Here is a 16,585-nt window from a genome sequence, read left to right on the forward strand (position 1 = left end):
CGACGGACATAGACAAGATAGTCAGCGGCATGATCCATACCGGGATCATTGGCGGTGCGAGTGCGATTACCGGCATCATGGGTGGCCTGACAGGTCTTGCCCAGAATGCACCCAAAATTGAGAAGGGCAAAAACAGGGGCAAAAAGCCGGCCGGTAAAGCAAGGCCGAAACCCGAAGCCGAACAGGCTGACAGGAACCCAAACCAGACTGAAAAGAAAGGGGATACAAAATGAGACTTTATTCTTTGGCAAGTTTAGTGATGATGTGTTTATCTCTAATCGCCTGTACTGACAAGTTTTACATTCCTATCTGGAACGAGAAAGGGACAGCGAAACCCCTTTCCAAAACGGATGATGTAATCAGGGTCGTTGTTCCGGATAGACTTAAAAATTATGTTGAAAAAACACGTGCTGCAGAAGATGATTGGGAAAAAAATGCTAAACTAGCTGCATATATAATGACAGCCAAACTTGATACGGAAGAGAGATTGCAGGCTTTAGGCTATCAGTTAACAGATACTGGTTTTAGTTCAAATGATATTGGTAAACCAAAAAAAATAGACTGGATTGATGACCAGGGTAATACACAATATGCCATGACACATGGAGGAAAACCAACCGTATTTGCACTGGTTGATTCTAGATTAGTTAATACCTATACACAAAGGTTTATATCCAACGAACCATATTCAAGTGATCCAAGCACAGGTGCAACCACCATGTGGACAAACCATGTCGATGAAGTCACCATGAATAAGGTGGCTATAGGAATTAAACTGGTAAGGCCTATTGGTAAAGACAATCCCCTTTACCAATGCAATAATTCCTCTTTGAGTGCTGATCTATGTATTTTTCCCGACAGTTATTGGCTAGATACATCTCATTATGAAACAATCTTTTACGGTGTGGGCACGATGACCACGAGTGCACGGGATCCTGACTATATAGAAAACCATTTGACCTCATCGATATTGTATCAATATCCCAACTTGCTGGGTAAAAAACGTGTCATTCAAATCAGCCAGCCTTTCTTCCAGGTCACCAAAGTCACCGATGATAAATAAAACATCATATTCTCATATAATCCTTCCTTATCAACAGGGACAGCTTTACGGGGATAGGCCTGAGTGCTAGTGGCTTGCTGGCGAATCTTGCTAAGACGGGCTTTGCGGCGGCCAACACGACGGATGAGAGAATGGAGGCGCTAAACGCCGCGGACATGGCGAGCCAGGGTCTCAACGCGGGATTGGGGAAAAGCGGGATCCTGACGGGAGCGTTTGCCCATGGAGCGGCGACAGCCGTTGACTACAACCTTATAGGGATCACGGCGACCTTCACGCATTCAACGAATAAGAGTCACATGACGTCGACAACGGTCACGGATACCGGATCGACCATAAAGGCTGGAGAGAAAGTGAGTGTGAATGCGGTGAAGGATATCAATGCCACGGCCAGCAGTATCAGCGGGAACGACGTGATATTCAACGCGGGCCGGGATATCAGCCTGGATGCGGGATACAGAACCAGTCGAAGCAAGACGACCATTTCCGGGAACAGGGAGGACATAGGGGCGAATGCCAATGTGGGAGCGCACGGGTTTGCGTTTGGAGCGAGAGGTGATGCATCGGTGAGCTGGGGCAAAACCACGACCTATGGCAAGACGGCCATTGACACGGTCGTGAATGGAACAAACTCGGTCACCATCAATAATGAAAACGGCAGGCTCGCTCTCAATGGGGCGCAGATTGTCAACAAAAATCCCGATGTGAAAAACGGGGATGGAACAATCACCAGGGGAACACCAAGCAACGGTTCCATCACCATCAACACAGGCAGCATGTCCATTGCAACGCCGCAGAATGTCAACAGGTATCACAGCAACAACAAGACAATTGGCATGGAGTTCAGCACACCCCTTAGCGACTATCACAATTTTGGTGAGGGAAACCAGCAGGCTAATAATTCAGGCGATAAAAAAACTTTAGGAAATAGAGGTAATAATACAGAAAAACCTTCCAAACTCAATAAACCTGACACGCCTTATACAAACGTTGATCTCTTCGGGGATATACGTGTCATTGACAATGATTACGCGTCAACAGAAAAGGAGATGTCCGGGATTTATGCCGGCACGGGAGGGCTGAATGTCAATGTGAGGGGGGACACGACCCTGACAGCTGGTGCCATCACCAGTGCCGCCGATGCCTCCAGAAACCAGATCACCACAGGAAGCCTGCAGGGCAATTCAGTCAGGAACCATTCGATATGGAGCGGTTTTGATATCCAGATGAAACAAAATCTTGATACCAAATACGGTATAGATACGGTTGGCACGGTTGAGGGTGGTAAGGAAGTCATAAGTATTCCTGGGAACATACTCGGGAATGGAACGGGCACGAGGATATCGGGCAACAGCATCGTTCACAACAAGCATTCAACGACTGAATCCGTGATCGGGGACAATATCGCCGTGAACGCGGGCAGCGTGAACGGTCATTTCTCGCATGATATCAACGAGGCCAACGGCTATATGGAGGACAAGTTCAATCCTGGTAAGATCAACAATGATTTCAACCTTCAGAACAAGGCGACAGAGGTCATGAACAAGTATGGCAACATGATTGTCGACACGGTTGTCAGTGCGAACAAGCGTGCGGAGAACGTGAAAAACGAAGAGGATAAACTGGATCTCAATCATGCGCTTTCGGAAATCGGCCTGAATAAGAAACCTGATGAATCCCTGATCAATGGCGCGAACGCCACGGCGATAGTCGGGGCCGCGTCCTCGATTGGCGGGGCGATCATGGGGGGTGGCAATGTCGGGCCAACGGCCGCGGGTGCAGCGGGTGGATTGGCTGGCAACATCATCTATAACCACTTCTTCCCTGATGGTCCTTTCGGAAAGGATGACAATAGACTAAATCCCAATAGTCCTAATTATCATCAGGGTGGAAATTTTAACAATCAAAGTGAAAATATGACAGGTCATGTAACGCCTAATTCTTCTTCAAAACAACAAACACAAAATACAAATGAACATAATATAAAATACGATGACACGACAGACATAAACAAGATAGCCAGCGGCATGATCCATACCGGGATCATTGGCGGTGCCAGTGCGATTACCGGCATCAATATTAACTAATGGTATTAAAGCGGGTTATGCCGTATAGATACCGGTTTGGGTAAAGCAGGGATCAAAGATCAAGCCATTAAAGACAATATGACTCCCCAAGAAATAGACAAAATTAATAAAGCGAATAAAAATAACAGTTCAGCTGCAAATTATAATTTGGTTGGTGCATATGCCTCGATTGGTCATTCCTCCAACAAATCTCATCTGACAACGGAATCAACCAGGGATACGGGATCAGTTGTATCGGCAGGTGGAAAAGTTAGTATCAATGCAAAAAATGATATTAATGCCACGGCGGCAACGATTAATGGCAATGACGTGATATTCAATGCCGGCAGGGACATCAACCTGAATGCAGGTCATGCCACTGACAAAGTCAAAAGGAAAACATCAAGCAAATCTTTTGGTGTAGGGGTCACAGCTGATATCGGTATGGGGGGCGGAAGCGCAATGATCAACGCCAATATGGCATTGAGCGGTAGCAATATGCATTCTTCCAGCACGACCGCAATCGATACGATTGTGAATGGACAACATTCCGTAATTATTAATAATAAAAACGGCAGCCTGAATTTAAATGGTGCGCATATCACCAATAAAATTCCTACAGAAGAAGGTTCAATTCTTGATGGAAAAACCTCCAGTGGATCCATAGCAATCAATACGGGAAGCATGAACATAACCACACCGCAAAACCGTAACAGGTATGACAGTGATTCGAAATCACTTGGAATGCAGGCCGGGATACCCCTTGCGGGTTTTGGTTTGGCTGGAGGCAGCTCTCCTGACATACCTGAATCCCAAGGTACAATCACGGGTGGTGTCAAGGATATTCACAACAATTATCTCTCAACGGAAAAGCATGTTTCTGGAATTGAGGCTGGCAGCGGAGGACTTGATATCAATGTTGGTGGAACGACCACCATCAATGGTGGGGCGATTACTAGCACTGCAGATGCCTCGAAGAATGTCATCAATACAGACAGGTTGGTTGGCAACAGTCTTGATAACCATTCGATTTGGAGCGGACTTAATGTCAATGGAACCGAAACGCTCAAGAGCCAGTATACGGTTGCCGGTGTAGCCACTGACGAGAAAGAAAACAATCTATTGCCCGGCAATGTTTTGAACAAGGTTGTTGGTCCCGGCTTTACGGGTAATATTACCACACATAATGAGCATTCTAAGACGGAAGCGGCCATAGGGGAGAATATAACCATCAATGCGGGATCAATTACGGGCACTATCTCTCGTGATCCAGATGCAGCCAATGGTTATCTTGCTGATCGGTTTGATGCAAATAAAATTGACAGCAATTTCAAGAAACAGAATGAAATTACGCAGACGATCAACACCATATCGGATGCTATTATCAACACGGTTTACAATGACAAGAAAGCCAACCAGGACAATCATGCGCAGTCAGGGAATTAAGCCCAATGGTGGCAAGGGCACGAATGTAACGGCCACCCCATCTGGTGAAATCAGTGACAGGGACATAATGAAGATGGGGGCTTCTGGAATTGCCTCTATTACAGGGGCTGCGCTTGGGGGCGGGGATGTTGGCGCAACGGTTGCGGGTGTTGCCGCGGCTGATGCTGTCAATACAGAGCTGCCAAATATCGGTCAGGTAATTGCTGACAAAATAGCTCCACCAGTGGAAAATCCTCTCAAACCTAATAATTTACATAAAAAAGAATCAGGAAATTATACAAATGAAATAAAATTGAATAAAGAAAAAAATCAAAAAGGTAATATGTTACAAAAAAATCCGACATATGATGAGACGAATGATTTAAACAAGCTGATTGCGGGCATGACGCAGAACGTGATAGTTGGGGGATCAGGAGCACTGGCGGGTATTGCGACCTCTGGCGACAACATGTCCCTTGACGCGACAGCGGGTGGCCTGACGGCATTGAAACAGAATGCGCCAAATATAAGCAATCCGGACCTCAAACATGTGAGAAAGCCCCGTGATCAGGATGGCAGGTCCATAAATCCGCTAAAACCCATGACCAGTTCACAGGGACAGAAAGCCTCTTCACAAAAAGGAAACCAGAATGACAAAATCTAACTATCTTTACGGATTTGGACTATGCTTGCTTCTTTCAGCCTGTGGGCCAGGGAAGTATTATTCACCTGTAAATAATAGACTGGGCACAGCCAGACCCCTATCCAAAACAAATGATGTCATCGCTGTCCTTGTGCCATATAATTTTCAAACTTTAGTTAAAAAAGCACGAAGCGATGATAAGGATTGGTTGACTTATAACAATTTATCATTAGATGAAATGATGGCCAAAATATATACAGAAAAACATTTAAAGGAATTGGGATATAGGGTTGTCAATGATGGGTTGCATCCAAAGAATGATGGTCATCCAAATGTCATTGCCTTGATAGATACAAATAGAGACACGACAAAGGATGATACGGTTGTGAGAACCTATCAAACCCCTCTATTCACTGATACCAATGGAAATCCCGAGTTGTGGAAAACAAACGCGGATGTGTTTACCTATAAATATGTCGACTATAAAGTTAGACTGGTCAGACCGGCAGGAAAGGATAATGAGTTATTTAAATGTAATGTAACTCCATTAAGCACAGATTTTTGTATAGCTCCGGAACATCCATCCAATTATGAAACGATATTTGAAGGCTTTGGGTCAATCAACACGGAAGCAAATAATTCTGCCTATATTCTTGATCATTTAACAACGGCAGTATGGCATAATTATCCAGACATGATTGGACAGTATAAGGTTTATCTCATCAATCAGGAACATCCTGAAATTGTTAAGGTGGAGGCAAACATTAACAAGAAGAAATAGACACGGCAGTGGTTTCCCTTGGGTGATTTAAACAGGCTGATTGCAGGCATGACGCAGATGATAATTGAATTTAACATATGGTTATCACCAGACGAAAAAGTTTGGTTTCTTCACGAACGAGGCGCAATTGAGCGTGCAAATTGGCCAAAAGAACGTCACTGATAAAAAATCGACATCCAATTCCCTTCATACGGCCAGTGACATTATATCAACCGAGGGTAATGTCAACCTGAATGCAAGGAAGATGAAAAAAAGTAAAAGCATAAGATTTGTTCATTATTTTAACTAATTAAAATCATTTTTCAATTTTTTATTTATAAAAACACTTTTTATTTCTTGTGTACTATTAAACTTAATTAAATCAGAATTTTTAACAATTAATAAATATTTGATTAATAATAGTAATATAGGTTTCTTTTACGATGTTAGTGGTATATTTTTATTAAATTGATATGGTACGTGTATTTAAAAAATTATTTGTGACAATATGCTTAATTAATGTTTCGCGCTTTTTGTACATAAAATTTCATTAATTAAACATTATTTTAAAATTAATTTATTTTTATAATTTTCTTGGGTTGAATTAAATGACTTTAAAGGGAATATTGCAGGTTTTTACAAGCCTCATATTGATAATTAAAGGTTTTGAATTATCTAACATTCATGCAGAAGATAATACCAAAATATCTCAAAACAATGCACTTAATAAAACTTCAAAATTAAATTTTGGTTCAAATAATAGTTCTGTTTCAGGACAGGTTATATTTGATCCACTAGGATATGAAGGTGGTGTTGCATTAGGAACTGGCCAAGGCAAAAATACTAAATTAGCGATAGTAGTTGATAAAAATAATTATATCATTTTTAAATCCTCAATTAGTAGTCCGATTTTAACAGCAGCAGCAGGGTATATTGACAGTGAGAAAAGAGTAACGGGACAAGGTACTATGCAAACATGGAATATGTTCTATCCTGGAAATGCACATACTGAATTTACTAATATTGATCCTCTTGGAGATAGAGGAGGATTTGATTTTTATGATATTAAAACTAGAGATATTATCAATACGAAAGACCCTGAAAATTCTGAGGATATTCAAAAAACTCAACCTATATTTCGTGTTGGAAAGACTGAAACTTTTTTTGATGTACAACCTACCATGAAAAAAGGGGTAAGTATTTCATCCTCATTACCTGTTTCATTTCCGACTGGTAGTTTGGATGGAAATAACCAGACTGTTTATATGTTTTATAACCCTTACAATTCTAATAAACAACGTGAAATTAGTGAAAGTGAAAGCAATCGAATTGGTTATAATCAAACTTTAGATAAGGACACTTTTTATTTTACTAATTTACGGTATGGAAATAAATATAAATTTGATGGAAATGTAACAGCTCAAGAATTATTTGTCAATAATACCCCTGTTATGCAAGGTGGTTATGAAGCGGTTTCCCCATACAATAATGATAAAGTTAATTTAATATCTTTGACAAAACAAGGAGAAGGTAACGTTGTAGGTTATGATTGGAATAATGTTAGACGAAATACTTTAATGATTGGTGGGAACGATCGTAGTTCAAATGTAGGAATAAAAGCGAATTGTCAAACAACTTCTAGTGGAGATGAAGGTGGTTCTTGTTATCAGTTTATTAATATGTCCGGACCACAATATGATCATCGTTCTGGTTCTGGTGGTTCTGATAGTGTTAATATGGATATACGATCAGCAAATTCTTCGCCAATTGATGTTATTGGTGGAAATAAATTAGTTCAGAATCCAGATGGTTCATATATTGTAAAAGGCAATGAGTTTTTTTTAGCTGAAAATACTAGTGCTGGAGCAAATAAATTTAAAATTAAAGGTATTTTCGGTTGTGGTTTGACAGGAATGCATAGTTCTGGAAAAACTAAATGTGTATTAACTGGTATCAATGTTCTTGATGCAAATGGCAATCTTGTTAATCCTAAAACAACACAAGTTATTGTTACACCAGAAGAATATATTCCTTCAAACCAAATCGATAAAAACGGAAAAATTTTAGATGATGGAATTACAACAGTCAAACTTTCAAATAATTTTAAACTTAAAGACGCTTTGACTACTGAAAATAGCGTTAATATTAAATTTTATTCTGCTGATGATAAAGCATATGCTGTTAAATTAGAAAAAGCAAGAGCAATTATTTATCCTGCGTTATCCGAAAAGGAAGCGAATTTAATTCATTTACGTATGGCTATTTGGACAAATTACGCCAAAAATATGCAAGATACTGAACAAGGGGGAAGTAATAAATCTGGTGTGGATCTTCCTAATTATTATTATGGCTATAATGCGGAAAATCCTTTAACAACAATTAATGATTATAATGGTCATCCTATAGCCACAATTATTAAAATTGAAACATATGCATATCCTGGTAGCAATTTGACAAAACCAGGTTGGATTTCTTATTCATCAAGCCAACCAATAGAACACGCACCAGGTAGTAATGATGGTGATAATTTAGATTATCGTTTAACTTATAAAAATATAAAGGATAAAAATATTTTTATACGAAATACTAATTATCATCATTATAGTCAACCTACTTTGTTTTTAGGGTTAAGTGATAAAAATTTTAATCTTTATCTAGATCAAGCATATATAAATGCTCCAGATTCTATTACTCGTAATTATGATAATGAATGGGATTTTATGTTGCATTCATCACGAGATGGTATGCTTGCATCTCATGGTTTAACAATGACATGGGGACAATCATTGAAAAATGGAGAACATAATGGATTATTTAGTAATGATAGCTATATGTTAAATTTATCAGGTGCGGATTTAATGCCACAAGGTCTATTAATTAATGGTGTAACACGTAAAGGTGGTCAATCTATTAGAACAGATGCTGGGTTTGGTGTTTATAAATGGGCATATCCCATGCAAGAATTAGATAAAGCTGGTAAAGCTCAAACAATTGCAGCATTAGGTCAGGCAAAAACAAAAACAGGTTCATATCAATTGATATCGTATATGTCTAATGATGGAAGCAATCATAATTATGCGGGTTTAGATCCTACAAATAATTCATTGCATCTTGGATTAACAAAACTTAATCTTCAAGTATTAGATAATAAACATCCTTTTGGTGATGATGGTATTACACTTGAACAAAATACGTCACCAACTTGTGAAGGATTAAATTTTGGTTCAAATAATTGTTTTGTTTTAGGACAGGTTATATTTGATCCACTAGGATATGAAGGTGGTGTTGCATTAGGAACTGGCCAAGGTAAAAATACTAAACTAGGGATAGTAGTTGATAAAAATAATTATATCATTTTTAAATCCTCAATTAGTAGTCCGATTTTAACAGCAGCAGCAGGGTATATTGACAGTGAGAAAAGAGTAACGGGACAAGGTACTATGCAAACATGGAATATGTTCTATCCTGGAAATGCACATACTGAATTTACTAATATTGATCCTCTTGGAGATAGAGGAGGATTTGATTTTTATGATATTAAAACTAGAGATATTATCAATACGAAAGACCCTGAAAATTCTGAGGATATTCAAAAAACTCAACCTATATTTCGTGTTGGAAAGACTGAAACTTTTTTTGATGTACAACCTACCATGAAAAAAGGGGTAAGTATTTCATCCTCATTACCTGTTTCATTTCCGACTGGTAGTTTGGATGGAAATAACCAGACTGTTTATATGTTTTATAACCCTTACAATTCTAATAAACAACGTGAAATTAGTGAAAGTGAAAGCAATCGAATTGGTTATAATCAAACTTTAGATAAGGACACTTTTTATTTTACTAATTTACGGTATGGAAATAAATATAAATTTGATGGAAATGTTAATGTAACAGAAATGATTACTGCAAAGAAAATAAAAATTTCACTTTCCACTCCATCTTCATCATCTGAAAATTGTAGTGCTGGTGAATTTAAAGACGATACAAATTATCACTATGTGTGTGTTGCTACGAACAAATGGAAACGGGTTGCATTATCTGATTTTTAAATCTAATTATAAATATATAATATTACATATTTATTCGTTATATAATAATTAGATAGTTCATCTATTGCTATTAAGGAATAATATGACCATTTGAAAACTTTTATTTTTTAATATCGACATTCTATAAAAGATATATATAAAATTTATTTGTTTTTTAATGGTCAATTTTTCATAAATCCAAAATTCCTTTTTATCTAAATTGTAGACCGTGATTTTTAAATATTTATTGTCAAATAAATATTATAAATAAGTTTATTTTTATAATTTAAATTTTTTCATTTTCTATTTCATGTTGTAAAGGTGAGTGTGAATGCGGTGAAGGATATCAATGCCACGGCCAGCAGTATCAGCGGGAATGATGTGATATTCAACGCGGGCCGGGATATCAGCCTGAATGCGGGATACAGAACCAGTCGAAGCAAGACGACCATTTCCGGCAACAGGGAGGACATAGGGGCGAATGCCAATGTGGGAGCGCACGGGTTCGCGTTTGGAGCGAGTGGGGATGCATCGGTGAGCTGGGGCAAAACCACGACCTATGGCAGGACGGCCATTGACACGGTCGTGAATGGAACAAACTCGGTCACCATCAATAATGAAATTAAATTATAGAAAAATATGTTAATAGTTTTTTAACGATTGAATATTTATAAAAAATTAGATAGTTTTGTCATTAAAATGATGTGAAAATTAATGGAAATAAGTTAATAAGTTATTATACAAAACGTATAATATATATTATGCCAACTCATTTTATAAAAAATATATATTTTTATCAATTAGTTCTTTAAAATTTTAAATATGACTCCAACCTAATTTCCCTAATTTGATTTCATTATCATATTCATCCAAAATGTGTATTTGACCATTGTTATATTCTATACAATAACCAATTTTTGTTAATTTGATACCAACACGTTTAGATTCTTCAAGTGCTTTATTTTCTTTGTTAACAGGTATTGTAAAAATAAGTTCATAATCATCACCGCCTGTAATATATGTTTGAAAATAATCCTTTTGAAATTTTTTAGCCTCATTTGATAATGGTATTGAATTGGTATATATAACTGCGTCAACCCTACTTTCTCGAGTTAAGTGACTAAGATCCTGTACAAGACCATCTGAAATATCCATGGCCGCTGATGCAATTTGATTTAATGATAATTCAATCCTAGGTTGAGGTATATGATAACGATCAATAAAATACTGATTGGTAGATATTTTACCATCCAAAGCTAATAAACCCATGGCAGCATCACCAATGGTTCCTGTTACCCAAATCCCGTCAGTTGGTTTAGCGGTATTTCGACGTATTGCTTGACCTTTTCTAACTTTTCCTAACATTGTTACTGATAAGGTCATATTATTCAAATTTTTTGTTGTATCTCCTCCAAATAGAGAAAGACCATATTTCTTTTGATCATGGGCCAATCCTTTTGTGAAAAGATTCATCCACTGGTGGTTAAAATATTGATCTGGAAGTGATAATGCCAATAAATATCCATATGGTTTTGCCCCCATTGCAGCTATATCAGAAATATTACATCTCAACAATTTGCGAGCAATAAGATCAGCTGGATCATTTTTGAAAAAATGGACACCTTCAGACATAGCATCCATAGTCAAAACAATTTCTTCATTTTGATTCAAAGATACTATTGCAGCATCATCTGTGAGATCAAGAGCTTCAGGGCAACTTAATTTTTTAAAATATTGATCAATAATCTGAAATTCGGGTGGCAATTCCATAAATTAGGCCTTGTTTTCCATCTCTTTCCTTAAACGGTTAGCAAGATTATTTAGAATTCCATTAATCAATACAGATTCATCACCATTACTAAACGCATGTGAAACATCGATATATTCATTGATAATAACTTTTTTTGGTGGTTCAATATTATCAAGCAAAAGTTCTGTAACTGCAGCTCTTAATATGGCTCTAATAATAGGATCCAATCGTTGAAAAGGCCATTCATTTGGTAACGATGATTTAATTATTGTATCAATTTCTGGAGATCGATGTACAAATCCCTGAACAACAGAAGTAAAAAGTGGAATGTTAGGGATATGAGTTTTACCATCAATATAAGTTTCATCATGAAAATCAGGTGAAATACGATGAATCAGAAATTGCTCTATCAATAAATTTGCAGCTTTTTCAATACCCTGTTCCCATTGAAAAATAGCCTGGACCGCTGCAATTCGGGTTAACGTTCTTGGCCTCTTCATTATATTTTTTTGGTCGCTCATTATCATCCTAAAATTAAAAAACTTATATTAATTATAATCTACTATTTTTCATGATGTTCAAGAGTAGGAAGAAGTTCGGCAAAATCTTCAATAACCTGAAAATCACAGTAAACACTGGCAAAACGTATATAGGCAACCTTATCAATTTTTTTCAGCATTTCCATGGTTGCACCACCTATAGATTCAGATGTAATAACATTGTCACCTAAATCAACAAATTGTTTTTCTAGTTTATTGGCAATCTGATCAATATCTGTAGCCCTAAAAGGACGTTTACGCATTGCAAGTTCAATTGAACGCACAAGCTTTTCTTTATCAAACGGAACTCTTTGTCCATTTCGTTTCAAAACCATCAAGTCTCTTGGTTGAATTCGTTCAATAGTTGTAAAACGCTGATTGCATTTAATACAAATACGTCTACGTCGGATGGCAGTCCCGTCCTCTGTGGAGCGGCTATCCTTGACCTGGGTATCTTCATTTCCACAAAATGGACAGAACATTTTTTAACCTATATACCTAATAAAATAATGAATGTAATAATATTTTATTAATAATAACAATAACGGATTAAAATACGGATATTGATATTCAATTTATCTTTAACTTAATAAAGTACATTGAAATCAAATATCAAGGTTTGCAACGGTCAACGCATTATCAACAATAAAATCTCTTCTTGGTTCCACAACATCACCCATCAATGTTGTGAAAATTTCATCTGCATTTTCCAAATCACCCACTTTTACCTGCAATAGAGTTCGTGTAGCAGGATCAAGAGTTGTATTCCAAAGCTGATCATCATTCATTTCACCAAGCCCTTTAAAACGATTAATGGCCAAACCTTTTTTTCCGTTATTCATTAGAAATTCATATACTGAAGATGGACCGCTAACTTTTTCATCTTTTTTATCAATGGACAAGTTTGCAGGTTCATTAAAATCGGTGATTAATTTTTGCCTGTGCTGATTAATCCAAGCTGCATTTTTACTTTTAATAATGGATAGAGGTATAGAATAAGATTCCTTGACACCTCTCACTACACGATGAATTTTTATTCCATTTTCATCACTGATTTGCCATCCTCTTTCTGATTTTGCCGATAAACTGTCAAGTCGATCTTGTAATTCCTGGCGACATTTTGGATCATTCATATTATCTTCGTTTAAAACACCGCACATGACCGCTTGTTCGAGAATCCATAAAGGTGCATATTTTTCAAAAAATCTCAAACGATGAAGTATAGATGAATAATCTTTTACATGATTCTCAAGCTCATTTTCCCTAAGCTCTGTTCCATCGGCCAAGTACAAAGCTGTATTATTTATCGCTTTTTTCAATAGATAATCTTCAAGCGCTTCATCATTTTTTAAATATCGTTCGTCATTACCTCTTTTTGCTCTATATAGTGGGGGTTGCGCAATATAAACGTATCCTTTTTCAATCAGTTCAGGCATCTGACGGAAAAAGAAAGTTAATAATAATGTACGTATATGTGATCCATCCACATCCGCATCTGTCATAATAACAATTTTGTGGTATCTTAACTTTTCAAGAGAAAAGCCACCTTGTTCAACATCTCCTCTACCAATACCTGTTCCAAGGGCTGTTATAAGCGTACCAATTTCAGCAGAATTTAACATTCTGTCAAATCGTGCACGTTCAACATTCAAGATTTTGCCTTTTAGTGGCAAAATTGCTTGAAAACGGCGATCCCTTCCCTGTTTTGCAGTACCACCAGCTGAATCTCCCTCAACAATAAAGATTTCCGATTGTGCAGGATCTTTTTCCTGACAGTCAGCTAATTTACCGGGTAAGGAAGAAACGTCCAGAACGCCTTTTCTTCGGGTAAGTTCTCTGGCTTTACGTGCTGCTTCACGAGCTGAAGCAGCATCAAACGCTTTGGAAATGATTAGTTTTGCCTCTTTAGGATGGGTTTCAAACCAATGACCAAGCATATCGGATATTGAATTCTGAACAGCGGGTTGAACTTCCGAGGATACAAGTTTATCTTTTGTTTGAGATGAAAATTTAGGATCTGGAACTTTTACAGATAATATGGCGGTCAATCCCTCACGCATATCATCTCCTATTAATGCAAGGGATCCTTTTTTATTATTATTTAAAACTTCATCCGCATATTTTCCCACTATACGTGTTAGGGATTGACGAAAACCTGCGAGATGAGTTCCACCATCCTTTTGGGGAATATTGTTTGTGAAACATAATACATGCTCATTATAGGTATCGTTCCATACCAAGGAACATTCCACTTTAATGTTGGTTTTTTCGTTATAGAAACTACCGGTAATAGGATCAATAAGGTTATTTTTCGATTTAGTTAACCATTTGACAAATTCACTTAGACCACCCTCGTAATGGAATTCTTCCTTTATAACTTCATCTTCACGTTCATCTGTAACGATTATTTCCATACCTGAATTCAAAAAGGCCAGTTCACGTAGACGGCGAGTTAATATTCCAAATTCAAATACAATATGCGTAAAAATTTCTTTACTTGGTTTAAAGGTGACTTCAGTACCAGTCGGTTCATCACTTGATCCTTTTTCCGTTAAGGATTGAACTGTTTCACCATTTTCGAAACGGATAAAATATTCCTTACCATTTCGCCAGATACGTACTTCCATCCATTCAGACAACGCATTGACAACTGCTGCACCCACCCCATGGAGCCCACCTGAAACCTTATAGGAATTCTGATTAAATTTTCCCCCTGCATGCAATTTTGTCAACACTACCTCAGCAGCACTTATTCCCTCTTCAGGATGAATATCAGTGGGTATGCCACGACCGTTGTCCCTGACCCTTATGCTGCCATCTTTGCATAACGTTAATATACACTGATCGGCAAATCCGGCTTGGGCTTCATCAACGGCATTGTCAACGATTTCAAATACCATATGATGCAATCCGGATCCATCATCTGTATCTCCAATATACATGCCGGGTCTTTTCCTAACTGCCTCCAGCCCTTTTAATACAGAAATTGAAGAGGCATCATATTCATTATCACTATCATTATTTAAATGAGATGAATGAATTGAATTATCGTTAGTATTAACCATGTTCAATGGGGCTCCAGAAATAATTAAATTTATATTTATTTTTATTAAACAATAGATGGGTAATAATGCGCATAAAAGAATATTTATTTTACCAGAAAGAATAAATAATCATACTATTTTTCCATGATTCAAGTTTAAAAAATCGTAGTTTTTCTCAAAATCATAAAAATCAGATATCTCGTTCCCTGTGATAATAACAAAACTATCAATATCAAGAAGACTGGAAAGTAGAATTTTCCTATGATAGGAATCAAGATGCGTGAGTGGTTCGTCCAAAAGTAACAAAGGTTGAATTTTCTTATTTGTTTTAATTAATTCAAGCAGTTTTAATATAACACTAATTAAAATCGCTTTTTGCTGACCTGTACTCGCCATCTGCGCAGAAATATTACTTTTATTTTCAAAAAAGACAACATCCATCCGATGGCAACCTAAAGCAGTTGATCTATTCTCCGCATCTTGATCTCGATTCATTTTCCATTTCTGTTTCAGATAGTCTTCCGTTACCAAGGCAGGATGTTTCATAAGATAATCGGCAATGGAACAATTTAATTTTAATAGGGTTTCAGGAAAAGCTTTTTGTATAATATTTATTTGATTTAATTGCTGGATAAAATTAATTCTCGCTGCAGTTATAGCCACGGCATGTCTTGCCATTGATTCTTCAACCGCTTTCAGCCAATTATGATCCAACACATTTGCTGAAAGTAATTTATTTCTTTGAAAAAGTGATTTTTCATAAGCTGCCAATTCTTTGGCATAATATCCCTCCAGACTAATTATAAGTTGATCAAGAAACCGTCTTCGACCAGATGGACCTTCTAAAAATAGTCGATCCATTTGAGGTGTTAACCAAACAGCCGCAAGATAGCGAGTAATTTCATTCTGATTTTGAATTATATTGCTGTTAATCCTGTATTGTCGTTTTGATGAAAAAGGAAAACAACCCGTAGAAAGTGTAAAATTGCTATCATATTGCTGATTTGAAAATTCACCTACTATCCCCCATCCCTGAGTCTGATTATTATTATTGGCCAAATCTTCAATTCTTGCTTTACGTAATCCTCTACCAGGAACCAACAAGGACAACGATTCTAATAAATTTGTTTTACCACTTGCATTTGGACCGTAAGCCACGATTTTTTGGCTTGGAACAGTCCAAACAAGTCGTTCAAAATTACGGAAATTTGTTAAAGTAAGACGTTCTAGCTTCGTCATACTCATTATATAAGCATCTAAATAAGAA

At 37.2% G+C, this 16,585-nt stretch carries 13 protein-coding genes and 1 pseudogene; 9 read left to right on the plus strand and 5 right to left on the minus strand.

Annotation, left to right across the window (positions count from 1 at the left end):
- Positions 1-29 precede the first annotated feature (29 nt).
- From GN303_RS04290 to GN303_RS04325, 9 genes and pseudogenes are all read left to right on the plus strand, one after another.
- Positions 30-233, plus strand: a complete 204-nt coding sequence (locus GN303_RS04290; RefSeq protein WP_110439628.1) for a hypothetical protein — start codon at positions 30-32, stop codon at positions 231-233.
- Complete coding sequence (locus GN303_RS04295) at positions 230-1,063, plus strand: hypothetical protein (RefSeq protein ID WP_110439627.1); 834 nt, start codon at positions 230-232, stop codon at positions 1,061-1,063. The genes GN303_RS04290 and GN303_RS04295 overlap by 4 nt, the downstream gene beginning before the upstream one ends.
- 155 nt (positions 1,064-1,218) lie before the next feature.
- Positions 1,219-1,737 (plus strand): annotated as a pseudogene (locus GN303_RS08940) (hemagglutinin repeat-containing protein); the annotation flags it as partial.
- Between the two features lie 27 nt (positions 1,738-1,764).
- Complete coding sequence (locus GN303_RS04300; RefSeq protein ID WP_231504070.1) at positions 1,765-3,147, plus strand: hypothetical protein; 1,383 nt, start codon at positions 1,765-1,767, stop codon at positions 3,145-3,147.
- A gap of 36 nt (positions 3,148-3,183) precedes the next feature.
- A complete protein-coding gene (locus GN303_RS04305) occupies positions 3,184-4,572 on the plus strand; it encodes a hemagglutinin repeat-containing protein (protein ID WP_110437956.1) in 1,389 nt (462 codons plus the stop codon).
- Positions 4,526-5,215 carry a hypothetical protein gene (locus GN303_RS04310; protein ID WP_146206637.1) on the plus strand — a complete coding sequence of 230 codons (690 nt, stop codon included), beginning with the start codon at positions 4,526-4,528 and terminating at the stop codon, positions 5,213-5,215. Before GN303_RS04305 ends, GN303_RS04310 begins: the two co-directional genes overlap by 47 nt.
- Positions 5,202-5,975 carry a hypothetical protein gene (locus GN303_RS04315; RefSeq protein WP_110437958.1) on the plus strand — a complete coding sequence of 258 codons (774 nt, stop codon included), beginning with the start codon at positions 5,202-5,204 and terminating at the stop codon, positions 5,973-5,975. The genes GN303_RS04310 and GN303_RS04315 overlap by 14 nt, the downstream gene beginning before the upstream one ends.
- 587 nt (positions 5,976-6,562) lie before the next feature.
- Positions 6,563-10,006 carry a hypothetical protein gene (locus tag GN303_RS04320; RefSeq protein ID WP_110437959.1) on the plus strand — a complete coding sequence of 1,148 codons (3,444 nt, stop codon included), beginning with the start codon at positions 6,563-6,565 and terminating at the stop codon, positions 10,004-10,006.
- Between the two features lie 306 nt (positions 10,007-10,312).
- Positions 10,313-10,618 carry a hemagglutinin repeat-containing protein gene (locus GN303_RS04325; RefSeq protein ID WP_158523845.1) on the plus strand — a complete coding sequence of 102 codons (306 nt, stop codon included), beginning with the start codon at positions 10,313-10,315 and terminating at the stop codon, positions 10,616-10,618.
- A gap of 183 nt (positions 10,619-10,801) precedes the next feature.
- On the opposite strand, the gene thiL is transcribed toward GN303_RS04325, so the two are convergent.
- From thiL to recF, 5 genes are all read right to left on the minus strand, one after another.
- Positions 10,802-11,755: a thiamine-phosphate kinase gene (gene thiL, locus GN303_RS04330; RefSeq protein ID WP_110437961.1), complete on the minus strand. Its 954-nt coding sequence runs from the start codon at positions 11,753-11,755 to the stop codon at positions 10,802-10,804.
- Between the two features lie 3 nt (positions 11,756-11,758).
- Positions 11,759-12,256, minus strand: a complete 498-nt coding sequence (gene nusB / locus GN303_RS04335; protein WP_158523846.1) for a transcription antitermination factor NusB — start codon at positions 12,254-12,256, stop codon at positions 11,759-11,761.
- 41 nt (positions 12,257-12,297) lie between these two features.
- Positions 12,298-12,756: a transcriptional regulator NrdR gene (nrdR, locus tag GN303_RS04340; RefSeq protein WP_110437963.1), complete on the minus strand. Its 459-nt coding sequence runs from the start codon at positions 12,754-12,756 to the stop codon at positions 12,298-12,300.
- A 123-nt stretch (positions 12,757-12,879) separates the two neighbouring features.
- Positions 12,880-15,339, minus strand: coding sequence for a DNA topoisomerase (ATP-hydrolyzing) subunit B (gene gyrB / locus GN303_RS04345; protein ID WP_110437964.1), 2,460 nt, complete (start codon positions 15,337-15,339; stop codon positions 12,880-12,882).
- A 108-nt stretch (positions 15,340-15,447) separates the two neighbouring features.
- Complete coding sequence (recF, locus tag GN303_RS04350) at positions 15,448-16,563, minus strand: DNA replication/repair protein RecF (RefSeq protein ID WP_110437965.1); 1,116 nt, start codon at positions 16,561-16,563, stop codon at positions 15,448-15,450.
- Positions 16,564-16,585 lie beyond the last annotated feature (22 nt).

It is taken from the genome of Commensalibacter melissae, assembly GCF_009734185.1.
Taxonomy (GTDB): domain Bacteria; phylum Pseudomonadota; class Alphaproteobacteria; order Acetobacterales; family Acetobacteraceae; genus Commensalibacter; species Commensalibacter melissae.